The organism is Rhodobacter capsulatus SB 1003 (assembly GCF_000021865.1).
Taxonomy (GTDB): domain Bacteria; phylum Pseudomonadota; class Alphaproteobacteria; order Rhodobacterales; family Rhodobacteraceae; genus Rhodobacter; species Rhodobacter capsulatus_B.
The window spans coordinates 3069374-3092166 of sequence record NC_014034.1 but is presented as its reverse complement, the minus strand read 5'-3'; the positions used below and the strand labels follow the sequence as shown (position 1 = coordinate 3092166).

Annotated in this window: 21 protein-coding genes; 12 read left to right on the top strand and 9 right to left on the bottom strand. The window is 67.1% G+C overall.

What is annotated here, in order from left to right:
- Positions 1–5: 5 nt before the first annotated feature.
- The gene (locus RCAP_RS14320; RefSeq protein WP_238530202.1) at positions 6–1109 is read right to left on the bottom strand and encodes an efflux RND transporter periplasmic adaptor subunit; all 1104 of its coding nucleotides are present in this window, start codon (positions 1107–1109) and stop codon (positions 6–8) included.
- A 371-nt stretch (positions 1110–1480) separates the two neighbouring features.
- Between RCAP_RS14320 and RCAP_RS14315 the strand changes: the two genes are divergently transcribed.
- The 4 genes from RCAP_RS14315 (at position 1481) to RCAP_RS14300 (ending at position 2869) form a co-directional block, all read left to right on the top strand.
- Positions 1481–1687, top strand: coding sequence for a cold-shock protein (locus tag RCAP_RS14315; RefSeq protein ID WP_013068596.1), 207 nt, complete (start codon positions 1481–1483; stop codon positions 1685–1687).
- 148 nt (positions 1688–1835) lie between these two features.
- On the top strand, positions 1836–2093 hold the full coding sequence (locus RCAP_RS19950) for a DUF982 domain-containing protein (protein WP_238530201.1): 258 nt from the start codon (positions 1836–1838) through the stop codon (positions 2091–2093).
- 140 nt (positions 2094–2233) lie between these two features.
- Positions 2234–2434, top strand: a complete 201-nt coding sequence (locus RCAP_RS14305) for a hypothetical protein (protein WP_238530200.1) — start codon at positions 2234–2236, stop codon at positions 2432–2434.
- Between the two features lie 51 nt (positions 2435–2485).
- Entirely contained in the window at positions 2486–2869 is a 384-nt protein-coding gene (locus RCAP_RS14300) for a DUF6481 family protein (protein WP_013068593.1), read from the top strand.
- Positions 2870–3121: 252 nt separating this feature from the next.
- Here RCAP_RS14300 and RCAP_RS14295 read toward each other — a convergent pair whose 3' ends face one another.
- From RCAP_RS14295 to RCAP_RS14285, 3 genes are all read right to left on the bottom strand, one after another.
- Positions 3122–3580 (bottom strand): hypothetical protein, encoded by a 459-nt coding sequence (locus RCAP_RS14295; protein ID WP_013068592.1) that lies wholly within the window; start codon positions 3578–3580, stop codon positions 3122–3124.
- A 351-nt stretch (positions 3581–3931) separates the two neighbouring features.
- Positions 3932–6310, bottom strand: a complete 2379-nt coding sequence (locus RCAP_RS18630; protein ID WP_013068590.1) for a methyl-accepting chemotaxis protein — start codon at positions 6308–6310, stop codon at positions 3932–3934.
- 111 nt (positions 6311–6421) lie between these two features.
- A complete protein-coding gene (locus RCAP_RS14285; protein ID WP_013068589.1) occupies positions 6422–6976 on the bottom strand; it encodes a helix-turn-helix domain-containing protein in 555 nt (184 codons plus the stop codon).
- A 188-nt stretch (positions 6977–7164) separates the two neighbouring features.
- Here RCAP_RS14285 and RCAP_RS14280 point away from each other — a divergent pair, with 188 nt between their 5' ends.
- Positions 7165–9660 (top strand): GcvT family protein, encoded by a 2496-nt coding sequence (locus RCAP_RS14280; protein WP_013068588.1) that lies wholly within the window; start codon positions 7165–7167, stop codon positions 9658–9660.
- Between the two features lie 41 nt (positions 9661–9701).
- Here RCAP_RS14280 and lsrK read toward each other — a convergent pair whose 3' ends face one another.
- A complete protein-coding gene (gene lsrK / locus RCAP_RS14275; RefSeq protein ID WP_013068587.1) occupies positions 9702–11267 on the bottom strand; it encodes an autoinducer-2 kinase in 1566 nt (521 codons plus the stop codon).
- A complete protein-coding gene (locus tag RCAP_RS14270) occupies positions 11267–12223 on the bottom strand; it encodes a sugar-binding transcriptional regulator (protein ID WP_013068586.1) in 957 nt (318 codons plus the stop codon). The genes lsrK and RCAP_RS14270 overlap by 1 nt, the downstream gene beginning before the upstream one ends.
- Before the next feature lie 298 nt (positions 12224–12521).
- On the opposite strand from RCAP_RS14270, the gene RCAP_RS14265 reads away from it, so the two are divergent.
- From RCAP_RS14265 to lsrF, 7 genes are all read left to right on the top strand, one after another.
- The gene (locus RCAP_RS14265) at positions 12522–12839 is read left to right on the top strand and encodes an antibiotic biosynthesis monooxygenase (protein WP_013068585.1); all 318 of its coding nucleotides are present in this window, start codon (positions 12522–12524) and stop codon (positions 12837–12839) included.
- 4 nt (positions 12840–12843) lie between these two features.
- Entirely contained in the window at positions 12844–13569 is a 726-nt protein-coding gene (locus tag RCAP_RS14260; RefSeq protein ID WP_013068584.1) for an orotidine 5'-phosphate decarboxylase / HUMPS family protein, read from the top strand.
- Positions 13562–15058, top strand: a complete 1497-nt coding sequence (locus RCAP_RS14255) for a sugar ABC transporter ATP-binding protein (RefSeq protein WP_013068583.1) — start codon at positions 13562–13564, stop codon at positions 15056–15058. The genes RCAP_RS14260 and RCAP_RS14255 overlap by 8 nt, the downstream gene beginning before the upstream one ends.
- The gene (locus tag RCAP_RS14250) at positions 15055–16086 is read left to right on the top strand and encodes an ABC transporter permease subunit (RefSeq protein ID WP_013068582.1); all 1032 of its coding nucleotides are present in this window, start codon (positions 15055–15057) and stop codon (positions 16084–16086) included. Before RCAP_RS14255 ends, RCAP_RS14250 begins: the two co-directional genes overlap by 4 nt.
- On the top strand, positions 16083–17135 hold the full coding sequence (locus tag RCAP_RS14245) for an ABC transporter permease (protein ID WP_013068581.1): 1053 nt from the start codon (positions 16083–16085) through the stop codon (positions 17133–17135). Before RCAP_RS14250 ends, RCAP_RS14245 begins: the two co-directional genes overlap by 4 nt.
- A 75-nt stretch (positions 17136–17210) precedes the next feature.
- Positions 17211–18245, top strand: a complete 1035-nt coding sequence (lsrB, locus tag RCAP_RS14240) for an autoinducer 2 ABC transporter substrate-binding protein LsrB (RefSeq protein ID WP_013068580.1) — start codon at positions 17211–17213, stop codon at positions 18243–18245.
- Between the two features lie 94 nt (positions 18246–18339).
- On the top strand, positions 18340–19218 hold the full coding sequence (gene lsrF / locus RCAP_RS14235) for a 3-hydroxy-5-phosphonooxypentane-2,4-dione thiolase (protein ID WP_013068579.1): 879 nt from the start codon (positions 18340–18342) through the stop codon (positions 19216–19218).
- A gap of 168 nt (positions 19219–19386) precedes the next feature.
- Here the strand turns inward: lsrF and kdsA are convergent, their stop codons facing one another.
- The 3 genes from kdsA to RCAP_RS14220 are packed head-to-tail and all read right to left on the bottom strand — an operon-like array spanning position 19387 to position 22767.
- Positions 19387–20220 (bottom strand): 3-deoxy-8-phosphooctulonate synthase, encoded by an 834-nt coding sequence (gene kdsA / locus RCAP_RS14230; protein WP_013068578.1) that lies wholly within the window; start codon positions 20218–20220, stop codon positions 19387–19389.
- 14 nt (positions 20221–20234) lie between these two features.
- On the bottom strand, positions 20235–22130 hold the full coding sequence (locus RCAP_RS14225; RefSeq protein WP_013068577.1) for a capsule polysaccharide transporter: 1896 nt from the start codon (positions 22128–22130) through the stop codon (positions 20235–20237).
- On the bottom strand, positions 22114–22767 hold the full coding sequence (locus RCAP_RS14220; protein WP_013068576.1) for an ABC transporter ATP-binding protein: 654 nt from the start codon (positions 22765–22767) through the stop codon (positions 22114–22116). The genes RCAP_RS14225 and RCAP_RS14220 overlap by 17 nt, the downstream gene beginning before the upstream one ends.
- Positions 22768–22793: the final 26 nt, after the last annotated feature.

The window sequence follows — 22793 nt, the reverse complement described above, 5'->3', positions numbered from 1 at the left end:
TCGGCTTACCTGATTGGGGCGGGCGTGGTGGTGACGGCAACGGCGGGGCCTTCGGCGACGCGGTCCTGGCCCAGAACGGCGACGGTCTCGCCCGGACGCAGCCCGGCGGCGACGATCACCCGCCCGCCAAGGCGCTCGCCCAGGGTGACGGGGCGGCGTTCGGCGCGGTTGCCGTCCGAGACGACGACGATCTGCGCGCCGCCCGCGCTGTCGCGCAAGACCGCTTCCTCGGGCACCAGAACCGCCGCGGGCAACACCCCGCGCGGCAGCCGTGCCCGGACATATTGGCCCGGCAAAAGCGCAAGGCCGGGGTTTGCGACCGTGACGCGCAGCGTGACGGTGCCGGTGCCGGGATCGATGACGGTATCGGCAAAATCGAGCCGCCCCCGCGCCGGATGGGGCTGCGCGTCATCGCCCAGAATCTCGACATCGCCCAGCCCCGCCGCTGCGGCGGCCCGAATCGCCGCAAGCTGCGTCGCGGGCAGCCGCAGATCGATGTGAACCCGGTCGAGATCCTGAACCACCGCCAGCGGCCGGTCGGCCCCCGGCACGGCCAGCGTGCCGATCTCGGCCACCCCTGCCGCGACATGGCCCGTGATCGGGGCCTTCAACGTGGCCTGTTGCAGATCAAGCCTGCGGCGTTCGACACTGGCCTGCGCCTCGGCCAGGCTGGCCTCGGCCAAGGCCAGATCGCTGCGGGCGGCCTCGGTCTTTTCGGCGCTGGTGACATCGCGCGCCAGCAGGGTTTCGGACCGACCCAGCGCACGGCGGGCCTGATCCCTTGCGGCAAGGGCCCGGGCCAGAACCGCCTCGGCACTGGCCAGCTCGGCGCTGAGCGGCGCGGGATCGAGGCGGAAAAGCACGTCGCCCGCCGCGACCCGGCCCCCCTCCGCAGGGCGTTCAAGGATCAGCCCGCCGACCTGCGGCCGGATCTCGACCCGCCGCGACGCCGCCACCCGCCCCGGAACGGTGTCCGACAGCACGACCGGCTCGGCGGTCACGGTGGCAATGCCAAGGCGCAGCGGCGGCGGGCTCTCCTCCTCCGGCACCCCGGCCGTCAGGCGGAAAACCGGCGTTGCGATCAGGGCGCAGAGAAGAAGAAGGGGCAAGACGGGCGGGCAGGTCATGGCAATCGGTCCCAGATCGGTTCGGCCAGGCCCATGACAGCCCCGCGTCGATGATTTGCGCAGGGTTTGTGGAGATTTGGTGGAGGCCGCGTCTTCCTCGCCTCGCAAGCCCCGCCGACAGGCCCCATCGGGATGCAGCTTGCGGCTGCAACCCGCCCGGACCCTTCGCAAAGGGATTGTTTTGAAAACCCCGAAAGACTCGTTGCAAAATCTGCAAATTCAGCTATACAGGTTTCAGCGAAGTTTTTCCCGACCGCACCCTGTCTCCTTCATCGGCTTCAGTCTGCTCTCTCGTCTGACCAAGCCGGGCTGTCGCATTCTGCGGGCAGCATTCCCCTGAAGGAGTGAACACGATGGCCAATGGCACCGTGAAATGGTTCAATGCAATCAAAGGTTTCGGCTTTATCGCCCCGGAAAGCGGCACGAAGGACGTTTTCGTCCATGTGACCGCGCTGGAACGTGCGGGCCTCCGCGGGCTGAATGATGGCCAGGCGGTTTCGTTCGATCTCGAGCGGGATCGCAATGGCCGCGAGTCGGCCACGAATCTCGTCCTCGCCTGAGATTCAGGCAAGATCGAAAGCGGGATCGGCCGGAGGCCGGACCCGCTTTCCCGGCAACGTCGGAGAGGCGATCCGCTTTTCCCGTTTCCCGTTCAAGAAAGACTTACGGTTGATTGAAATTATCTGGGGGAAACCCCTGTCCTTCGTCATGTCTCCGGAAGGGGACGTGCAGCAGTTCAGCACGATCGAACAAGTGAAATACTGGTTGCTGAAAAGATGGCCGATTGCCGATGAGGCGCGGTTGACGGCCCTCAAGCAGGTCGAAGCCGCCATGGATTGTCTGGTTCCCGTGGGGGTGGCGCGGCGTGCCTTTACCGCCGCGGCAAGGTCGGCCGGTTTCGTCCCGGAAGACCTGGTCGGCTACACCGCCCGGCGCGCGGTCGAACAGCCCGTCGGCTGCGCGTAACCGCTGCGCCGCGCGGGCCGGAAATCCCGCGCCGCCAGGTTCGTTTTCAGCGCCCGAATACTGCGGTGCCGGTGGGAGAAATCGTCCTTCCGGGCCGGATTGCAGCTTTCTCGACATCGGAGGTTCTCATGTCTGGTCAAATGAGCAAGGCGCGTCAGCTTGCGGAAATCGCCTTCAGCAAGACGCAATCGCAATTTCTGGAGCGCACCCGCGCCCTGCAGGAACAGGATAGCGAGATCTCCGAACGCGCCGCCAAAACCCTCCGGCTCAGAACGGCGCGTCTTGAAAGGGAACAGGCCGGAAAGGCGATTGCCGTTCTGCGCGCCAAAACCACCGCATGAAACCGGCCGGACGGATCCGGTTGGCTTCATCCCGCACATCAAGGACATCGCATGTTGAAAACCAAGGACTATTCTGATCGCAGACACGATGCGATCAGTGCCAAAGTGGCGCTGCTGGAGAAATTCAAAAGCGCGACTTCCGCGCCGGATCTGGTCCTGAAGCGCGCTGCCCGCGCCGAGGTGGCACGGTTGCGCGACGCAAGGCAGGCGGCGCGCGAAGCGGAGAAGCGGAAAGCGCAGGAGAGTGCCGCCGCCGAAGCCGCCGCAGTGGCCGAGGCAGAGGCGCAGCGAAAAGCCGCCGAAGTTGCGGCCCTCGAGGCGGGAAAACAGGCGCAAGCGCGCCGCATTGCGCTGGTGCTGTCCGATGACGCGGCCCGCAAGGCCGCCCGGGACCTGCGCTATGCAAAGCGCAAGGCGGCGCAACGGGTCGCCTGATCCCGCGGCGCTTGACCGGGATCGAGTTCCACGCCGTTGAGAGTGTCATGACAGGCCGCAAATAACGCCCCGGAACGAACCGCGACAAGCGCAAGGGGCCCTTTGCCGCGTCTTGCCAAGCCGAATATTTCCGGAACCGCATCTGGCGGCGAAATTCGGGGCGGGGGTGCCGAAGCTCCGCTTGCAGGGCGGTGCCGCCGCCCGGCATGACGACCATATCCCATCCGGTTGTCAGACCCGTCTGCCGCTGGCTCAGCTGACGGGTCTGGCCAGCGATGTCAGCCGTCGGCTCAGACCCACAACCGCAAGACAGAGCCCGATGATCAGGCAAAGGCCCAATTCCACCCAGTCCAGCCCGGCAAACCCGCCATTGAGTTTCGCAAAACCGAAACCGATGCAAAGCGTGGTCAGATAATTCACCGCACTTTGTGACGAGGCCGATTTCGGGATCAGCCGCGAAAAGGCCAGAAACCCGATCACCACAGCCGCGCGCAGGCCCCAGTCGAGCCCATCCGACAGGCTGATGCCGCCTTGGCCCGCCTTCTCCAGCGTGGTCCGAACACGCTCCGGGTCATTGGAGAAAAGATCGCGCAGAAACGCGCCCGATCGCTGATAAAGCTCCCGCCGCAAGGGCGCCGTGGCAAGGTTCAGCCCGATCGCCAGCGCGATCGGCAGGACGAACAGCAGCAGATGTCGAAAGACAAAACCCATCTTGCCCCCGGGCGGCTCAGCCAAGCGCGTCGATCGCCGCCGCCAGCTTCATCAGATCGGCGGCATAGAACCCGGGAGCAGTGATGCAATTCGTTTCCAGTGGAATCAAGCCGCTTTCGGCGCGGCAGATATCCATGACACCGGCCGTCGCATGGCCCGGGTTCGGGGATCAGACCGCCGACAAAGGGGACAGCTTTGATCTGCTGGCCTTCGGCTGCTTGATGGCGCGCGATCTGGACGTGATCGGTGTTGACGACGAACCGCCGCCCGACCGTCCCGGACCCGCCGCCGAAGCTGTGCCCGCGCTCGAGCCTGCGCCCGGCCGCAGCCGAGACCTGGCGGGCCCCTGCCTCAGGCGCGCAGCCGCTCTGCCTGCGGCGTCTCTTCCCAGCCGCGGAAATGCGCGATCAGCTTGCCCAGATCGGCGACCGCCGCCGCAAGCGAGGTGGTTGCCGCGGTGGTCTCTTCGAACATCGCGGCGTTTTCCTGCGTGGCGGTATCAAGCTGCCCCAGCGCCCGGGTCACTTCGGAAATGCCCTGTTCCTGTTCGGTGGCGCTTGCGGCGATCTCGCGGACGCGTCCGGAAATGTCGGAAACCGCGCTGGAGATCGTTTCCAGCGCCGTGCCGCAATCGCGCACCAGCGACACGCCTTCGCTCACCTGGGCGCCACTGTCGGCAATCAGCGCGCCGATCTGCGCCGCGGAATCGGCCGCCCGTTGCGCCAGAGCCCGCACTTCCGAGGCGACGACGGCAAAGCCGCGACCGGCCTCTCCGGCGCGGGCGGCCTCGACCCCGGCATTCAGCGCCAGAAGATTGGTCTGGAAGGCGATGTCGTCGATCACGTTGATGATCCGGGTGATCGCCTGGGAGGAGGCTTCGATCCGCTGCATCGCCTCGACCGCCGCCTGCATCGTCACCTGCGACCGGCTCGCCCGGTCACAGGCATCCTGCGCCAGATTGCGCACGCTGTTGATCCCGGAATTGGTCTGGCCCACCGCGGCCAGCATCTGATGCATGGCCGAGGCGGTCTCGTCCAGCGCCGCGGCCGAGGATTCCGTCCGCCGCGACAGGCTGACGGCGGCATTCGCGATCTCGTCGCTGTCGGTGCCGATGCTGCGGGCGGCGGTCGAGATTTCGCTGACGATCTGGCGCAGGCTGTCGGCGGCGGCGTTGAAATCGGTGCGCAATGTCTTGAAGGATTCGCCGGAGAACTGATCGATCGTCACGTCGAGCCGCCCCTCGGCCATCGCCCGAAGCGACGCGCTGAGCGAGGTCACGACGCGTTGCAAGGCGGCGTCGGCGGTGGCGCGTTCGGCGTCGATGGCGGCGCGGCGGGCATCTTCCGCGGCGCGGCGGGCGTCTTCGGCCTCGCGGGCGCGGTGTTGCTCCAGACGTTCGCGCTCGATTTCCTGCCGTGTGCGGTCCCGTTCCAGCGCGGCATTCGCTTCGCGTTCGGCGGCAAGGCGGGTTTCGGTCTCATGCGCCTGCACCAGCGCCAGCCGGAACCGTTCCAGCGTGCGGGCCATGCGCCCGATTTCGTCGGATCGGTCGCGATGCGGCACGTCGTTGTCAAGATGCCCCTGTCCGACCTCGTCCATCGCGAAGGTGAGCCGGGTCAGCGGCCCGCTGATCGACCCGGACAGCCGCACCGCCAGCGCCGCCGCCGCCGCGATCACAAGAAGGCCGATGCCCAGCACCGCAAGGCTCATCCGGAAAAGCGGAGACAACAATTCGGGCGCCGACTGACTGGTCAGCAAGGCCCATCTGGTGCCCAGAAACATCAGCGGCCGGTAGGCGATGAAGCGATCCCCGCGCGCATCTTGCACCCGCAGCACACCGGTTTCGCCCGCCAGCGCGGCCCGGGTCGCGGCGTTGTCCTCGCGCGTGGTCAGGATGTCGTCCGCGGGCGTCGCCGTCAGATCCGAGCGCAACAGCCCGTCCGCCCCGACCAGATAGGCGGCCTTGCTGTCGCTGCCGTCGGTGACATTCTGCACGGCGGCATTCATCGCCCCGATCGGCAGCTGGATCGCGATCACGCCAAGCCGGTTGCCGGCATCGTCCAGAACCGGCGCGGCGACAAAGGCGGCGGGCAGATCGGCGCTCGGCGCGTAACGGGCGAAATCGCGAAAGGCGGCGCCCCCGCCGGGAAGCGTCATCGCCTCGCGGAAGACCGCGGCAAGCCCGGTCTCCTTGCCCTCGCCGGTCTGAAGGTTCGTCGCGAAATCGCGTTCCTTGAAGACGGTGTAGACGACATTGCCCGTCGGATCGATCAGGAAGATGTCGTAAAAGCCGCGCTCGGCCAGACGCGTGGCGAGGCCGGGATGCAGGTCGGCATGCAGCGCGTCATAGGGGCTGCCATCCTGCGCCGAAACCAGCCGGTTCTTTTCGCCAAGCGGGTTCGGATTGTCGTCGATATAGGTCTTTTGCAACCTCTCCCGGGCGTTGGGAAGCGTGCCAAAGGCCGCTGTCATCGCCACTAGCGCGCGCTGAAGCGCGCGATCCTGCGCCATCGACAAAAGATCGGCCCGGGTGCCGTCGAGCAGCAGGCCCAGCGTCTGTTCGGGGCCGCGGGCCAGCGTGTCAAGCGTCGCCTCGGAGCTTTCCAGCAGTGCCTGCCGGGTGATCAGATAGGCGGGCAGGGCGGCACAAAGCCCCGCCACCAGCGCGACAAGCGTCATCATCACCGGCAGACGCCGCGAGAGATCCAACGCATTCAACCATGAAAACATGCCGGGCCTTCGAAGATGAGCACAGGGACAGACCCCGCAGCTTAAAGCGCACAGCTTAACATACTGCGAATGGTCTTGCGGCGCCGCAGATCCGGGGCCGCCGATCCGCCGTCAGTAGATCGGCGGCGACACCACCCAGATCACCACGGCCGGGTCGGGGCCCTCGTTGCGCCAGCCGTAATCGGCCCCGGCAAACTGGAAACTGTCCCCGGGGGCCAGCGCGACCTCGGTTTCGCCGAGGATCAGCGTCAGCCGACCCGACAGCAGCACGCCGCCATCCTCGGTCGGGCGGGCCTTGCGCGGGCCGCCGCTGGAGGCCCCCGGCGCGAAGACCGAGCGGATCATCTCGAACGAACCGCCGAGCGTGGGCGAGAGCAGCTCCTCGGTCAGACCGGTTTCGGCCGAGCCGATGCTGGGGCGGTCGGCGGCGCGCAACACCAGCCCCTGTTCCTGCGGCGCGCGGCCCGAGGAGCGGAAGAAGAAGCTGAGCGTGACCCCCAGCCGCTCTGCCAGCAGCCCGAGGTCGCGCACCGAGGGGGTGGTCTGGCCGCGCTCGATCTGGCTGAGCCAGCCAAGCGAGCGCCCGACATCGGCCGCAAGCCGCTTCAGCGTCAGCCCCCGCGTCTTGCGCAGCGCGCGGATATCATCGCCGACATGATGGCGCATCAAAGGTCCCTTTTGCGCCGCATCCTGCCGAAAGCGGGTGAAAACCTCAAGCCATGCGGCGGCGCGGGATGAACTTTCTTTCCTCAAATTCCCAAAAATGAAATTTCATGTTGAAATTTCATTCGCGCAAGGGCTAGCTGAAGGGGCGGGCCGTTGCCCCGCCGTTCCCCTCAGCCCCGGATACCGCCATGCCCGATCCTGCCGCCCCCGATCTTCCCGCAAAAGCCCGCGTCGTCATCATCGGCGGCGGCATCTCGGGCTGCTCGGTCGCCTATCACCTGGCCAAACTGGGCTGGACCGACATCGTGCTTTTGGAGCGCAAGCAGCTCACCTCGGGCACCACCTGGCATGCGGCGGGGCTGATCGGGCAATTGCGCGCCAGCCAGAACATGACCCGGCTCGCGAAATATTCCGCCGATCTTTACGGTCGGCTCGAGGCGGAGACCGGCCTTGCCACCGGGTTCCGGCGCTGCGGCTCGATCACCGTGGCGCTGAGCGCGGAGCGGCGCGAGGAGATCTTTCGGCAGGCGGCGTTGGCGCGGGCCTTCGGCGTCGCGGTCGACGAGCTTTCCCCGGCCGAGGTGCAGCGGCTTTACCCGCATCTGAACATCGACGGCGTGGTGGCCGGGGTGCATCTGCCCGGCGACGGCCAGGCCGATCCGGGCAATATCGCGCTGGCGCTGGCGAAGGGGGCGCGGATGGCGGGCGCGCGGATCGTCGAGCAGGTGAAGGTGACGCGGGTTACCTCGGTCGCGGGCCGGGTAACCGGCGTGGACTGGGACATGGCGGGGGCGCGCGGCCATATCGCGGCCGATCACGTGGTCAATTGCGGCGGCATGTGGGGGCGCGATCTGGCGGCGCAAAACGGCGTCACCCTGCCGCTGCATGCCTGCGAGCATTTCTACATCGTCACCGAGACGATCCCCGATCTGGCGCGATTGCCGGTGCTGCGGGTGCCCGACGAATGCGCCTATTACAAGGAAGATGCAGGGAAAATCCTGCTGGGCGCCTTTGAGCCGAAGGCCAAGCCCTGGGGCATGAACGGCATTCCCGAGGACTTCTGCTTCGACCAGCTGCCCGAGGATTTCGATCATTTCGAACCGATCCTGGAACAGGCGGTGGCGCGGATGCCGATGCTGGCCAAGGCGGGCATCCACACCTTCTTCAACGGTCCCGAGAGCTTCACCCCCGACGACCGCTATTATCTGGGCGAGGCCCCGGAGCTGCGCGGCTACTGGGTGGCGGCGGGCTACAATTCGATCGGCATCGTCTCCTCGGGCGGGGCGGGGATGGCGCTGGCGCAATGGATGCACGACGGCGCGCCGCCCTTTGATCTGTGGGAGGTCGACATCCGCCGCGCGCAGCCGTTCCAGCGCAACCGCCGCTATCTGCGCGACCGGGTCAGCGAGACGCTGGGCCTGCTTTACGCCGATCATTTCCCGTTCCGGCAGATGGCAAGCGCGCGGGGCATCCGCCGCTCGCCGCTGCACGAGGCGCTCAAGGCGCGCGGCGCGGTCTTTGGCGAGGTGGCGGGCTGGGAGCGCGCGAACTGGTTCGCGCGGGAGGGGCAGGAACGGGAGTATCGCTACAGCTGGAAGCGGCAGAACTGGTTCGAAAACCAGCGCGCCGAACACATGGCGCTGCGCGAAGGCGTGGGGCTTCTCGACATGACCTCTTTCGGCAAGATCCGGGTCGAGGGGCGCGATGCGACGGCCTTCCTGCAGCGGCTTTGCGCCAATCAGATCGATGTCCCGGTCGGCCGCATCGTCTATACGCAGATGCTGAACCCTCGCGGCGGCATCGAAAGCGACCTGACCGTCACCCGGCTTTCGGAAACCGCCTTCTTCCTTGTCGTGCCCGGGGCGACGCTGCCGCGCGATCTGGCCTGGCTGCGGCGGCATCTGACCGAGGAGCGGGTGACGATCACCGATGTCACCGCCGCCGAAGCGGTGCTGCCGATCATGGGGCCGCGCGCGCGCGATCTTTTGCGCCGCGTCTCGCCCGACGATTTTTCCAACGCCGCGCATCCCTTTGGCACGGCGCGGGAGATCGAGATCGGCATGGGCCTCGCGCGGGCGCATCGGGTCAGCTATGTGGGCGAACTCGGCTGGGAGCTATACATCTCGACCGATCAGGCCGCGCATGTGTTCGAGACCCTGGCCAAGGCGGGCGCCGAGGTCGGGCTGCGGCTGTGCGGGCTGCATGCGATGGACAGTTGCCGGATCGAAAAGGGCTATCGCCACTTCGGCCATGACATCACCGACGAGGATCACGTGCTGGAAGCCGGGCTGGGCTTTGCGGTGAAGCCGGAGAAGGGCGATTTCCTGGGCCGCGAGGCGGTGCTGCGCAAGCGCGAGAGCGGTCTGACGCGGCGGCTGGTGCAGTTTCGCCTGACCGATCCGGAGCCGCTGCTGTTTCACAACGAGCCGATCCTGCGCGATGGCAAGATCGTCGGGCAGCTTACTTCGGGCAATTACGGCCATGCGCTGGGCGGCGCGATCGGGCTTGGCTATGTGCCCTGCCGCGCCGGAGAGACGGCGGCAGAGCTGCTGTCGGCGCGTTACACGATCGATGTGGCGGGGCGGATCTTCACGGCCGAGGCCAGCCTGACGCCGCTTTACGATCCGAAAGCGCACCGCCCGCAGGCGGATCAGGTCGCCGCCGCGCCGACACCGGGCCGCTGAGCCGATCGGCCCGGCTGTCATCTGCGCGACGCGTCCGGGGCTCAGCTGCCCGGGGCGCGCCACATCGAGGTGGTCAGCCCGGCATCGACCAGCGCCTTTTGCGCCGCATAGGCGGCCTGCCAGCGCCCGCGGGCCTCGTCGTAGACCGCGCGATTGGTCGCGTCGGGGCGGATCGTCCGGTCCCAGCGCACGAAGGCCCGCCCGGCCTCGGCGATGGTGGCGAACTGGCCCACGCCCGTCGCCGCCGCCGCCGCGCCGCCCAAGGCCGTCGCCTCGCGCACCACCGGAATGTGGATCTCGCGGCCGGTCACATCGGCCAGGATCTGCGGCCAGAGCACCCCCTTGGCCGCGCCGCCCGCAAGGACCAGCGGCCCGGTGCCGCCGACGCCCGCGAAAGCCTCGACCCGGGCCAGGTTCACTGCCGCGACGATCGCCGCATTTTCCTGAATCGCCCGGAAGATCGAGCCCTTGTTGGCCACCGCCGGATCGATCGACAGGTTCAGCAGCGAGGGCGCGGCGTGATACCAGTTGCCGAAATCCATCGCATCGGAAAAGACCGGGATGATCCCGTGCGACCCGGCCGGAACCTGCATCGCCAGCTCTTCCATCAGCGCATAGGCGTCACGGCCGGTCTCGGCCGCCCGTCGCACCTCTTCCTGACAGAAGGCATCGCGGAACCAGCGCGCCGTCAGGCCGACGAAAAAGGTCAGCGCCTCGGCCTGGTTCATCCCCGGCAGCGCCGCCGCATTCACCCGCAGCCGCATGGTTTCATCCACCTTGCCCTGCGGGATGTTCACCACCTGCTGCCAGAAAGTACCCCCCAGAACCGCCGCCGCGCCAAGTTCGACCACGCCCAGCCCGATCGCGCCCAGCTGCACATCGCCGCCGCCCGCCACCACCGGCGTGCCTGCGCGCAGCCCGGTATCGGCGGCGGCCGCGGCCGTCACCTCGCCGATCACCGTGCCCGGCTCGACGATGCGCGGAAAGATCGCGCGGTCAAGCCCGGCCTTGGCGATCAGAACCTCCGACCATTGCCGCGTCGTCAGATCCAGAAGCCCGTTCGTCGAGCCATTCGTCGGCTCCACCGTGATTTCCCCGGTCAGCCGCTTGCCGATCCAGTCGTTCACCATCGAGATCGCCCGCACCCGTTCGAAAACCTCGGGGGCGTGCCGCCGCACCCAGTTCAGCCGGGGCAGGGCGCCCAGCGCAAAGGCCTCGCCGGAGATGTCATAGAAGTCGCGCTCGAAACCGGCCGAGCGGGCCCGCAGCTCGGCCACCTCGGCGCCGGCGCGGCTGTCGACATTGGCGCAGGCCCAGATTTCCCGCCCCGCGCCGTCATAAAGCACGATCGCCTCGCGCATCGAGGTGGCGCTGATCGCGGCGATGTCGCGGCCGGTCAGCCCGCAGCTGGCCAGCGCGCCCTGAATGCAGCGCCGCAACAGCGCCCAGCCCCCCGCGATGTCAAAGGCCATCGAGCCGGGCACGCCGGGTTCGGGCAGATGGCGCCATTCTTCCTGCGCCACGCCGACCTGGTTGCCCGCCCGGTCGAAAACAACGGCCCGGCCCGAGCCCGTGCCCGCATCCAGAACCAGCAGATGAGTCGTCATCAGATCCTCCGCAACAAGTCGCGCGCGGTCGGCTCGTCGGTCACAAGGACATTCGCCAGCTTTCCGCGCAACAGGCCCAGGATGGCCTCCACCTTTTCCGGTCCCGCCGCCGCGCCGATCACCGAGGGGATCTGACGCAGCCCGTCGGGGGTGACGGCCACGACATGGCGGTGCAGGTCCAGATCCAGGATCTGCCCGTCCCGGTCGTAGAAATAGCCCAGAATGTCGCCCACCGCGCCGCGCCGGGTGAACAGCTCGATCTCGGAGGCGGTGCAATAGCCATAGCGCACCAGCGTGGCGGACCGCGCCACCGACCCCACCCCGATCAGCGCCGTCCGCGCCGTCAGCGCCATGTCGAGCACGTTGCGCACATAGGGTTCGACCCGCAGCATCTCGGCCAGATCGGGCGAGGAGACGCGCAGCGGCGTCGGGATCAGATGCGCGAACCCCTGCGGCCCGTAAAGCCCGGTATTGCCGATATAGGCCGAAACCCCGCCGGTCAGGCTGACCAGCGAGACATTCGATTGCGGAAACACCGGCGCCATGTAGCGCAGCGTGGTCGAGACCGCCTCGCCCCAGCCGATCGCCAGCAGATCATTGGGGGCCAGCGCCTGGGTCAGCAGGCTGGCCGAGGCTCGCCCGATCCGCGGCGGCGCCGCCAGCCCCTCGGCCGTGGGCACGACGCGGGCATCGGTCAGGCCGAAGGCCGAGACCAGTTCCTCCTGCAGGCCAAGGCTGCCCTCGTGCGGGGAATTGATGCGCAATTCGATCAGCCCGGTCTGGCGGCCCTTTTCCAGAAGCGGCGAGACCTTGATGCGCGACACCCCCAGCATGTCGGCGATCTGGTTCTGCGTCAGCCCGTCATTGTAATAATACCAGGCGGCGCGGCTGATCTGTTCGATCTCTTCCGCATCCAGCGCGAAACCGCTGTCCTGTGCTGACGTGATCTCGCTCATCGTCTGCTCCTCCTGTCGGTCAAAGGATCACTTGAACGTCACCCTGTCAACAGCCTGCTTTCGGCTTGTTGCGGCGGCGATTCATATTTTCATTTTCATATCAGTTATTTCGCAGGTGCAGAAAGAAGAAAATTCGTCAGGGGGTCATCGCGTCTCGCTTGACAGAAGTGTTCAAAACGTCTTCCATGGAACAAATGATCGGCAAATCGAGTCCCGGGGCCTTTGCCCTCCGCCGATCCGGGGGCGCAGTGTCGCGGCCCTGCCCGCAGCTGCGGGGGCTCGCACAAGGAGGAGTGCGATGTTCGTTCAACTGGTCCATATCCGCGTCAAGCCGGGCTGCGTGCAGCAGTTCTTCGACGTGTTCCGCGTCAACTTCGAAGGCACCCGCGCCGAGCCCGGCAATTATCGTTTCGACGTGTTGCAGGACCCCGAGGACGACCATCATTTCGTCATCTACGAGGCCTTCGAGAACGAGGCCGCCGTCGATGCCCACCGCAAGACCGCGCATTATGCCGTCGTCGTCGAGGGGCTGGCGAAGATCCAGACCGGCGGGCGCGAAAAGCAGTTCTTCCGCATGGTCATGCCCGATCATGCCGCCGCGATGAACGGGGAGTAGGGCCATGGACGGGGTTTCGCGCGCCACCCTGCGCGCCCGGGCTCGCGGCATCGGGGTCGGCGTCTTTGCCGCGCCGCCCGCCGCGATGGGCGCGGCGCTGGACCGGCTCGAGGCGGCCGAGGTGCTGCATTTCGATCTGATGGACGGGGTCTTCGTGCCGCAATTCACCGCCGGTCCGGCCTTTGTCGCGGCCTGTCGCGGCCGCGGCTTTCTGGACGTGCATCTGATGGTGGCCGATCCGCTGGCGCAGATCGCGGCCTGCGCCGAGGCGGGGGCCGATCTGATCTCGGTTCATGCCGAGGCGCCGAATGCGGCCCTGGCGCTGGCCCGGATCCGGTCCGAAAGCGCGCGGCTGGGGCGTCCGATCCTGGCCGGGCTGGCGGTGATGCCGGGCACGGCGCTGGCGGCGCTTTCGGGCCTTCTGGCGCTGCGTCCCGACGTGATCCTGGTTCTGGCGCTGGATCCGCGCGACGGCGCCCCCGCCGATGTGCCCGCCGCCGCCGCGCGTCTGGCCAAGCTGCGCGCGCTTTGCGCCGATTTCGCCCCGGTTCTGGCGATCGACGGCGGCATCACCGCCGAGACCATCGCCGAGGCCTGCCTGACCGGCGCCGATCTGGTGGTCTCGGGCAGTGCGATCTTCAAGGCCGCCGATCCCGCCGCGATGCTGGCGCGGCTGGCGGCGGTGCAGCAGGCGGCGCTGCAGCAGGTGGGGGGGGCTCCCAATGGCTGAGACGCAAACCCCGCTGGTCGCCCTGCGCGGCATCTGGAAGATCTTCGAAAGCGTCACCGTGCTGCGCGGCATCGATTTCGAGATCCTGCCCGGTCAGGTCCATGCGCTTCTGGGCGGCAACGGCTCGGGCAAATCGACCATCGTCAAGATCATCTCGGGCGCCTATCGCCCCACCGCGGGCACGGTCGAGGTGAACGGCACCCCGGTCAGCCTGTCGAAACCCTCTGACGCGCATGCCCGCGGCATCTACATGGTGCCGCAGGAACCGCATATCTTCCCGAACCTTTCGGTGCTGGAAAACCTGACGCTGGGTCTTGCGGGCGACGCGGCCGAGATCGCCCGGCGGGCGGCGACGGTGGCGGCCGATATCGGGCTTGCCGTCGATTTCACCGCGCCCGGCGGGGATCTGTCGATCGCCAACCAGCAGCTGGTGGAAATCGCCCGCGGATTGCTGCGCAAGGCCCGGGTGCTGATCCTGGACGAGCCGACCTCCTCGCTGACGCGCCGCGAGGTGGCCTGCCTTGCGAAGCAGATCGACCATCTGACCGCCAAGGGGATCGGCATCCTGTTCATTTCCCACCGGCTGAACGAGGTGCTGGACCTGTCGCACCGGGTCAGCGTGCTGCGCGACGGGCATTTCGTGCTCTCGCGTCCGGCGTCGGAACTGACCGCCGACATGCTGGTCGAGGCGATGCTGCCCGAAGATTTCACCCCGCCCGCCGCGAAAAGCCGCCAGAGCGCGCGGCGCGGCGATGCGGCGCCGGTGCTGGAAGTGCGCGGCCTGTCAGGCCAGGCCTTCCGCGACGTGACCTTTGCCGTGCATCCGGGCGAGGTGCTGGGGATTTCCGGCGTCGTCGGCTCCGGCCGCACCGAATTTGCCGAGGCGATCTATGGCATCGACCCCAAGGCCACCGGCGAAGTGGTGATTGCCGGTCAGCCCGCGCCGAAACGCTCGCCGCAGATCTGCCAGCAGATGGGCCTGTCCTATGTGCCCGAGGATCGCCACGCGCACGGGATCTTCCTGGCGCTGCCGTCGGCGCAGACGATTTCGGCGGGGGTGCTGTCGCTGCCGGGGGGACGGTTCCTGTCGGCACGGGCGGAAACCGATCTGGCCTCGCGCTTCATCGCGCGGCTGCGGATCAAGCTGTCGTCGCCGATGCAGACGGCGCGCACGCTGTCGGGCGGCAATCAGCAAAAGATCGTGCTGGCGAAGACGCTCGCCCCCGCGCCGCGGGTGGTGATCCTGGATGAGCCCACGCGCGGCATCGACGCCCGGGCGCGGCAGGACGTTTACCGCATCATCCGCGAGCTGACCGCGGATGGGGTCGGCGTGGTGGTGATTTCCTCGGAAGTGGGCGAGATCGCCGAGCTGGCCGACCGGGTCTTGATCATGAAGGGCGGCCGTCTGATCGACCTGCCCGAGGGCATGACCTCGGTCGAGCAGATCTCGGCTGCAACCTTCGACGCGGCCGGAGGCGCAAGAGAATGACCAAGATCCTGAAAAGTCGTGAATTTCTGGTGCTGATCCTGCTCGTCGCCATGCTTTTGGCGGTGGCGACGCAGAACAAGGCGGTGCTGTACCCCTTTACCCTGATCAACATCGCGAACTCCTCGCTGTTTCTGATGCTGATCGCCATCGGACAGATGTTCGTGGTGCAAACGCGCGGCATCGACGTTTCGGTGGGCGCGATCGCGGGGCTTTCCGCGGTGATCTTCGGCTTTGCGCTGAATGCGGGGATGCCGCTGCCGCTGGCGATGCTCTGCGCGCTGGCCACGGGGGCTGCGGCGGGGGCGGTCAATGCGGTCGGCGTCGTCTTCATCGGCATTCCGCCGATCATCATGACGCTGGGCACGCTGGGCGCCTATCGCGGGCTGATGCGGGTCCTGACCGGCGGCAGCTGGATCGAGTCGATCCCGCAAAACATCAAGAGCTTCGCCGTCACCCGCTATTTCAACGTGCCCTTGATGGTCTGGGCGGTGGCGGCGCTGGTGATCATCGTGGCGATCCTGCTTTGGAAGATCCGCGCCGCGCGGGCCTTTCATGCGGTGGGCGACAATGCCGATGGCGCCTATCTGCTGGGCATCGATGTCAAGGCGACGCGCTTTGCCGCCTTCACCCTTTCGGGGCTTTTTGCGGGGGCTGCCGCCATCGTCTTCGTCGGTCAGATCGGCTTCGTGCCGATGCAGACCGGCAACGGCCAGGAACTCAAGGCGATTGCCGCGGTGGTTCTGGGCGGCGTCAGCCTGATGGGCGGCACCGGCTCGGTCTGGTCGGCGGTGATCGGGGCGCTGTTCCTGACCGCGGTCGATTCGATGATGATCTTCCTGCATGTGCCGGGCAGCTGGAACAATGCGGTGGCGGGGGCGGTGCTGCTTTCGGTCGTCGTCGCCGATTATCTGATCCGCCGCACCGTGCGCAACCGCCAGCTGGCCGCGCGGGCCGCCGAAATGGCCCGTGCCGAAGCCGATGCCGAGGCGCAAAGACCCACCGTCAACCGCCGGGAGATGGCCCGATGAACCGCTCTGTCCTCAAAAGCTGGGAAGCCATGCTGGCCGTCGCGCTGGTGCTGGAACTGGTGGTGCTCGGTCTGATCAACCCCGCCTTCCTGAACATCGAGAACCTGCTGTTTTCGACCTCTGACTTCGTGCATGTGATCATCTGCGCGGTCGGGCTGACGCTGGTGATCATGACGGGCGGGATGGATATTTCCGGCGTCTCGATCATGGGGCTGTGCTCGATCGTGCTTGGCCTTGGCTTCGTCGCCGGGGTGCCGATCTGGGCGGGGGTGGGGCTGGCGCTGATGGTCGGCCTTGGGGCAGGGGCGTTCAACGGCTCCGTCATCGCCAGGACCGACGTCAACCCGCTCGTCATCACTCTGGCCATGCTGTTCTTCTATGCCGGGGTGGCCACGGGTCTGCCGACGCTTCTGGACATGATGGGCTTTGCCGTCGCCGGGGCCGGGGGGTTCGAGGCCTATCAATACGAAGGCATCACCGGCCTGCCGAAAAGCTTCACCTGGATCGGCACCGGCGCGCTGGGCTGGGTTCCGGTGCCGCTGATCCTGACGCTGGTCATCGCCGCCGCCGCCACCTTTGCGATGCACCGCACCCGCTTTGGCCGCTTCCTGAAGCTGATCGGCGTCTCGGCCGAGGTGGCCCGCTTCACCGGCGTGCCGGTGACGCGCACGCTGGTCACGGTCTATGCGCTCAACGGGCTTGCCTGCGCCGTCGCCGGGCTGGTGCTGACCGCCTATTTCACCTCGGCGCGGTCCGATCTGGGGGCCGAGGCGCTCTTGAACATCATCACCGCCGTGGTTCTGGGCGGGTCGTCGATCTACGGCGGGCAGGGCTCGGTTCTGGGCACGTTCCTGGCCGGGCTGGTGCTGGGCTACCTGCGGCAGGGCCTGCTGGCGCTGGGGGTCAGCTCGGATGTCGTGCCGGTGATCGTGGGCGGTCTGTTGATCGGCTCGGTCGCGCTGCGCATCGGGACGGGGGCGCTTGCCGCCCGTCGGGCCAACCGTGCGGCCTATGAGGCCGAACGCGCGGCCGTGGGAGGGAATGGCTGACGCCCGCCCGGGCGTCGGTCGGAAGGAGGCCGGGTCTCGACCCGGAAACAGGGATAACCAAGCGGAGGAACTACCATGACTTTCGGACGTTTCGTGACCGGGCTCGCGATTGCCACGCTCACCACGGCCCTCGGATCGGTCTCGGCCAGCGCCGATGACGCGCGCGTCGCCTTCATCCCGAAACTGACCGGGGTCGGTTTCTTCGAAAGCGGCGGCGCGGGCGCCAAGGCGATGGGCAAGGAGCTGGGCATCGACGTGAAATACGACGGGCCGAGCGAGGCCTCGGTCTCGGGCCAGGTCGAGTTCATCAACAACTTCGTCAACCAGGGCTACAATGCCATCGCGATCTCGGCGCTCTCGCCCGATGGCCTGTGTGAATCGCTCAAACGCGCGATGGACAAGGGCGTCAAGGTGCTGACCTGGGACAGCGACGTGAACCCGGAATGCCGCAGCTACTACATCAACCAGGGCACGCCGGAACAGCTGGGCGCGCTGCTGGTCAAGATGACCGCCGATCAGATGGAAGATCCGACGGCGCCGAAGAAAGTGGCCTTCCACTATTCCTCGCCCACCGTGACCGACCAGAACCAATGGGCCGAGGTCGCCAAGGCGATCATCGCCAAGGATTATCCGAGCTGGGAAATCGTCGCGACCGAGTTCTCGAACCAGGATGCGCAAAAGGCCGTGCAGGTGCCGACGGCGCTTTACCAGACCTATCCTGATCTTGACGCGATCATCTGCCCCGATGCGAATGCGCTGCCGGGCTCGGCACAGGCTGCGGAAAACCTTGGCCTGAACGGCAAGCTGATCGTCACCGGCTTCTCGACGCCGAACACGATGCGGCAATATGTGAAATCGGGCACGGTCGATCAGTTCGGCCTGTGGGATGTGGTGATGCAGGGCAAGCTGTCGGTCTTTATCGCCGATCAGCTGGTCAAGGGCGCGGTCTGGCAAAAGGGCGACAAGCTTGACGTCCCCGGCGTCGGCACCGTCGAAATCAGCCCGAACGCCGTGCAGGGCTACACCACCGAGGCCGAGAACAACGGCATCATCCTGCTACCCGAACGCACCGTCTTCACCGCCGAGAACATCGACAATTACGACTTCTGACGGCGATCCTGCCCGTCGCCCCTTCCCGGGCGGCGGGTCCTCCCCGGGGGGCGTTTTCGGGCGCCCCCCACCCCAGACCACGAAAGGACTGCTCATGGCCGATCTCGACGACATCAAGGAAGGCAAGGATTTCGGGCTCGACCGGCCTGCCGACCTGCAGGGCTTCTACCTCAAGGGCGCGGCCCATTACGACTGGGGGATGAAGAACCGCCTGTCGCGGATCTTCAACCCGAAGACCGGCCGCACGGTCATGCTCGCCTTCGATCACGGCTATTTCCAGGGCCCGGCCACCGGGCTTGAGCGGATGGACCTGAACATCCTGCCGCTGTGCGATCATGCCGACGTGCTGATGTGCACCCGCGGCGCCTTGCGCTCGACCGTGCCGCCGACGAATACCAAGCCCGTGGCGCTGCGCTGCTCGGGCGGGAACTCGATCCTGACCGAGCTTTCGAACGAAACCGTCGCGGTGGAGATCGAGGATGCGATCCGGCTCGGGGTCTGCGCGATGGCGGCGCAGGTCTATATCGGCTCGGAGTACGAGCACAAATCGATCACCAACGTCCTGAAACTGATCGACACCGGCACCCGCTACGGCATTCCGACGCTGGCCGTGACCGGGGTCGGCAAGGACATGGCCCGCGACGCCCGCTACTTCGGTCTGGCGACGCGGATCGCCGCCGAACTGGGCGCGCAATACGTCAAGACCTATTTCGTCGAAGAGGGCTTCGAGAAGGTCGCGGCCGGCTGCCCGGTGCCGCTGGTGATCGCGGGCGGCAAGAAACTGCCGGAACTCGAGGCGCTCGACATGGCGTATAAAGCCATCGATCAGGGCGCGGCGGGCGTCGACATGGGCCGCAACATCTTCCAGTCGGAGGCTCCGGTGGCGATGATCCAGGCGGTGGCCAAGGTCGTGCATGAAAACTTCACCGCCAAGGAAGCTTACGAGCTTTTCCTGACGTTGAAGAACGCCTGAGACGTCACTCACGGCGAAGGCGATGCGCCCCGGAAGTGTTCCGGGGCGCATTTCATTCCGTGGTTGCGTTCCGGCCGGGTGCCGGATCGCGGCCCGGTTTGCCTTTCACCCTGGCGCAAATCTCCCGGGGGGCCTCCGCTTGCGGACGGGGGGCAGCGCCCCCCTTTGTTACAGCCGGATCGGGTCGGCCTTGGCCAGCCGGTCAAAGGCCATCAGCGTCGCGATCAGCTTCGGCATCTGGTCAAGCGGGATCATGTTCGGCCCGTCCGAGGGCGCGGTGTCGGGGGCCTCGTGCGTCTCGATGAAGACCCCGGCGATGCCAAGGCTGACCGCCGCGCGCGCCATCACCGGCGCCATCTCGCGCTGCCCGCCCGAGGCGCCGCCAAGCCCGCCCGGCTGCTGCACCGAATGCGTCGCATCCATGATCACCGGATAGCCGGTCTTCGCCATCACCGGCAGCCCGCGCATGTCGGCCACCAGCGTGTTGTAGCCAAAGGACGTGCCGCGTTCCGTCAGCAGGATCTTTTCATTGCCGGTCGAGGCGACCTTTTCCGCCACGTTCGGCATGTCCCAGGGCGCCAGGAACTGCCCCTTCTTGATGTTGACCACCCGGCCGGTTTCGCCCGCCGCGATCAGAAGATCGGTCTGCCGACACAAAAACGCCGGGATCTGGATCACATCGACCACCTGCGCCGCGATCCGCGCCTGTTCCGGGTCGTGGATGTCGGTCAGGACCGGGCAGCCCAGCTTCGCCCGCACCGTGTCGAGGATCGCCAGACCGGCCTCAAGGCCGACCCCGCGCTTGCCCTTCAGGCTGGTGCGGTTCGCCTTGTCGAAACTGCCCTTGAAAACGAATTGCGCCCCCGCCGCGGCGCAGGCCTCGGCCATCACCTCGGCGATCATCAGCGCATGCGGCAGGCTTTCCAGCTGGCAGGGCCCCGCGATCACCGTCAGGGGCAGGTCGTTGGCCACCGTCAGGCGGCCGATCGTCACGTTCTTCATGGCAAACTCCGGGATCAGCTCGAGACCTGTTCGCGCAGGATCGAGGCTGTCAGCGACAGCATCAGGTAGATACCCGAAAACACGAGGAAGGCCAGCAGCGTGTCTTCGAAGGCGCGCGGATAGGTGGGTTCGTCCGGCGCCACCGGCCGCACCCCCATTTCCAGATAGCGCACCTGCTTGTTCGCCTCGATCCGCGCCACTTCCATCTGCTGTGCCGCCGCCGCGAGCAACCCCTGCCGGGTTTCCAGCTCGGCCTCGGCGATGCGCAGCTGGCCGGTGACCGAGGCCAGCGATTCGGTGCTGCCGGTCTTTTCAGTCAGCTGCCGGCGCAGTTCCGCGATCATCGTCTCCAGCCGCGAGATGTCGCCCCGCACCCCCGCCACCCGCGCGGGCGACGGGCTCGGGTTGTCGAGCAGCTGCCCCAGTTCCAGACGTTTCTTCTGCAGCTCGGTCTCGAAGCCCGTGACCTGGCTCATCTTGCCCGCGCCTTCGGCGGCCGGGTCCAGAATGCCCACCTTTTCCTGCAATTCCAGAACCTTGCCCTGGGCGGCAAAGACCTTCTGCTCGGCGTCTTCATAGCTTTCGCGGGCGCCGCGCATCTGGTCTTCGCGCAGCCGCGCGGTCAGCTTGTCCACCTGCCCCTCGGCATAGGAGATCAACGCCTCGGAAAAGGCCTTCGAGACCTGCGGATCAGCGGCGATCACCTCCATGCGGATCAGCCCCTCGGAGGGGTCGTAGCCGATCTTCACGTTGCGCTTGTAAAGCTTGTAGGCGGCCTCGTTCGTCGCGTCGGGGGCGAGCCGCTGGATCGGGTCGATCCCGGGCTGCGAGAAATGCTCCTTGAACCCCTTGTCCGCCTCGAGGCGCAGCATCGCATCGCGCGATTGCAGGAAGCTTTGCACCGTCACCGAATCCTGGTTCGTGGCCAGCTGCGTCCCCGAAAACAGGCTGCCCAGACCGGAACCCCCGCCGCCCATGCTGTCGGCCTTCTGGATCACGAATTCGGTCTTGGTCGCATACATCGGCGTGGCGACGACGAAATAATACCAGCCCGCGATCAGCGTCGGCAGGAAGACGAAAAAGCTCAGCCGCGCCAGCAAAAGCGCGATGCGCCGCCGCCTGCGCCGGGCGATGTCGCGCTGGATCTTGATGATCTCGCGCGCGCGGGTGCCTTCGTCCACCGCCGGGGCGCCGCGCGGCGGGGCGGGCACCTGCGCGGGGGTGATCGTCTGCGGCAGCTGCACCCGGGTGTCGGCGCCCGCGTCGTCGATCCGCGCCAGCGCCTTGGTGGTCGCAGAGCCGCCGCGGGCAAGAGTGGGGGTCGGCACAGCCGCCGCCTGCGCCGCCGTCGCCGCATCGGCACGTTCGAGCGCCATCAGCGCGTTGCGGTCGAAAGGGTCGATGCCGCGGCGGCGCAACAGCAGCACCGCCTCGAAATCCGAGGACGCCTCGATCCCGTGTTTCTGCGCCGTCCGCCGCGCCAGCCGCAGCTGCCGCCCGGTCAGCCCCTCGGCGCGGATGGTGGCGATATCGGCGTCGCCGGCGATCTCGGCGGGGGTCAGCCCCGGTGCCGCGGCGCCGGGGGGGACGCGGGGGGCGGCGGTCGGAAACAGCGCCGCGTCAAAGCCGTCTTCCTGCGGCTGGAACAGATCGCTGCCATCGCCCGACAGCGGTTGCGAAGGCGTCGGTGCCGCCGCGCGGGGCGGTTCCGGCGGCGGATCGGATGGCGGCTCGGATGCGGCGGTGGTCTCGGCGGCGGTCCCGGCGGCGGTTTCAGCGCCCAGCCGTTCGGCACGGCGGCGCAGCAGATCCTCGACCGGGGTCAGATCGGCCGGGGGGCCGGGCCGGGCCGCCGGGACCGGCGTTGCGGGGCGGATGCGGTACCGGATCGCCTTAGGAATGGTAGTCATACATCCGTTTCGCTTCTTCCAGAGTGTCGAACATGTAAAGCTGCCCGTCGCGCAGCACCGCCGCCGAGCGGCAGAACTTCTCCAACGTGCTGGCCTGATGCGAGACGACGATCACCGTCGCTTCTCTCAGCCGGTCGCGCAGGATCGCCCCGGCCTTGCGGTTGAATTCGACATCGGTGGTCGAGGGCATCCCCTCGTCGATCAGGTAGATGTCGAATTCCAGCGCCAGCAGCAAGGCAAAGGTCAGCCGCGCCCGCATGCCCTGGCTGTAGGTGCCCACCGGCATGTCGAAATATTCTTCAAGCCCGCAGAGCCAGCGGCAGAAGGCTTCGACGTAATCGGGGTCAAGCCCGTAAAGGCGGGCGATGAAGCGGGTGTTCTCGCGGCCGGAATGACGCGGTACGACGCCGCCCATGAAGCCCAGCGGAAACGAGATCCGGCAGGTCTTGCGGATCTCGCCCTCGTCGGGTTTTTCGAGCCCCGCCATCATGTTGATGATCGTCGTCTTGCCGGTGCCGTTCGGCGCAAGAATGCCCAGCGAATTGCCCAGTTCGACGCGGAAAGACGCCCGGTCCAGGATGACCTTGCGCCGCTTGCCGGTCCAGAAGGACTTGCTGACATTGTCGAATTCGAGCATCGCTTCCCGGCCTGCCGTGCCGCCTC

What these genes read in the sequence shown, in the direction of transcription:
- RCAP_RS14295 (WP_013068592.1), bottom strand. Translation starts at nt 3,580, where the DNA reads ATGGGTTTTGTCTTTCGACATCTGCTGCTGTTCGTCCTGCCGATCGCG.
- RCAP_RS14280 (WP_013068588.1), top strand. Translation starts at nt 7,165, where the DNA reads ATGCCCGATCCTGCCGCCCCCGATCTTCCCGCAAAAGCCCGCGTCGTC.
- RCAP_RS14265 (WP_013068585.1), top strand. Translation starts at nt 12,522, where the DNA reads ATGTTCGTTCAACTGGTCCATATCCGCGTCAAGCCGGGCTGCGTGCAG.
- RCAP_RS14300 (WP_013068593.1), top strand. Translation starts at nt 2,486, where the DNA reads ATGTTGAAAACCAAGGACTATTCTGATCGCAGACACGATGCGATCAGT.
- RCAP_RS14315 (WP_013068596.1), top strand. Translation starts at nt 1,481, where the DNA reads ATGGCCAATGGCACCGTGAAATGGTTCAATGCAATCAAAGGTTTCGGC.
- RCAP_RS14220 (WP_013068576.1), bottom strand. Translation starts at nt 22,767, where the DNA reads ATGCTCGAATTCGACAATGTCAGCAAGTCCTTCTGGACCGGCAAGCGG.
- lsrF (WP_013068579.1), top strand. Translation starts at nt 18,340, where the DNA reads ATGGCCGATCTCGACGACATCAAGGAAGGCAAGGATTTCGGGCTCGAC.
- RCAP_RS14250 (WP_013068582.1), top strand. Translation starts at nt 15,055, where the DNA reads ATGACCAAGATCCTGAAAAGTCGTGAATTTCTGGTGCTGATCCTGCTC.
- RCAP_RS19950 (WP_238530201.1), top strand. Translation starts at nt 1,836, where the DNA reads ATGTCTCCGGAAGGGGACGTGCAGCAGTTCAGCACGATCGAACAAGTG.
- RCAP_RS14270 (WP_013068586.1), bottom strand. Translation starts at nt 12,223, where the DNA reads ATGAGCGAGATCACGTCAGCACAGGACAGCGGTTTCGCGCTGGATGCG.
- RCAP_RS14245 (WP_013068581.1), top strand. Translation starts at nt 16,083, where the DNA reads ATGAACCGCTCTGTCCTCAAAAGCTGGGAAGCCATGCTGGCCGTCGCG.
- RCAP_RS14225 (WP_013068577.1), bottom strand. Translation starts at nt 22,130, where the DNA reads ATGACTACCATTCCTAAGGCGATCCGGTACCGCATCCGCCCCGCAACG.
- lsrK (WP_013068587.1), bottom strand. Translation starts at nt 11,267, where the DNA reads ATGACGACTCATCTGCTGGTTCTGGATGCGGGCACGGGCTCGGGCCGG.
- lsrB (WP_013068580.1), top strand. Translation starts at nt 17,211, where the DNA reads ATGACTTTCGGACGTTTCGTGACCGGGCTCGCGATTGCCACGCTCACC.
- RCAP_RS14260 (WP_013068584.1), top strand. Translation starts at nt 12,844, where the DNA reads ATGGACGGGGTTTCGCGCGCCACCCTGCGCGCCCGGGCTCGCGGCATC.
- RCAP_RS14305 (WP_238530200.1), top strand. Translation starts at nt 2,234, where the DNA reads ATGAGCAAGGCGCGTCAGCTTGCGGAAATCGCCTTCAGCAAGACGCAA.
- RCAP_RS14285 (WP_013068589.1), bottom strand. Translation starts at nt 6,976, where the DNA reads ATGCGCCATCATGTCGGCGATGATATCCGCGCGCTGCGCAAGACGCGG.
- RCAP_RS14255 (WP_013068583.1), top strand. Translation starts at nt 13,562, where the DNA reads ATGGCTGAGACGCAAACCCCGCTGGTCGCCCTGCGCGGCATCTGGAAG.
- RCAP_RS18630 (WP_013068590.1), bottom strand. Translation starts at nt 6,310, where the DNA reads ATGTTTTCATGGTTGAATGCGTTGGATCTCTCGCGGCGTCTGCCGGTG.
- kdsA (WP_013068578.1), bottom strand. Translation starts at nt 20,220, where the DNA reads ATGAAGAACGTGACGATCGGCCGCCTGACGGTGGCCAACGACCTGCCC.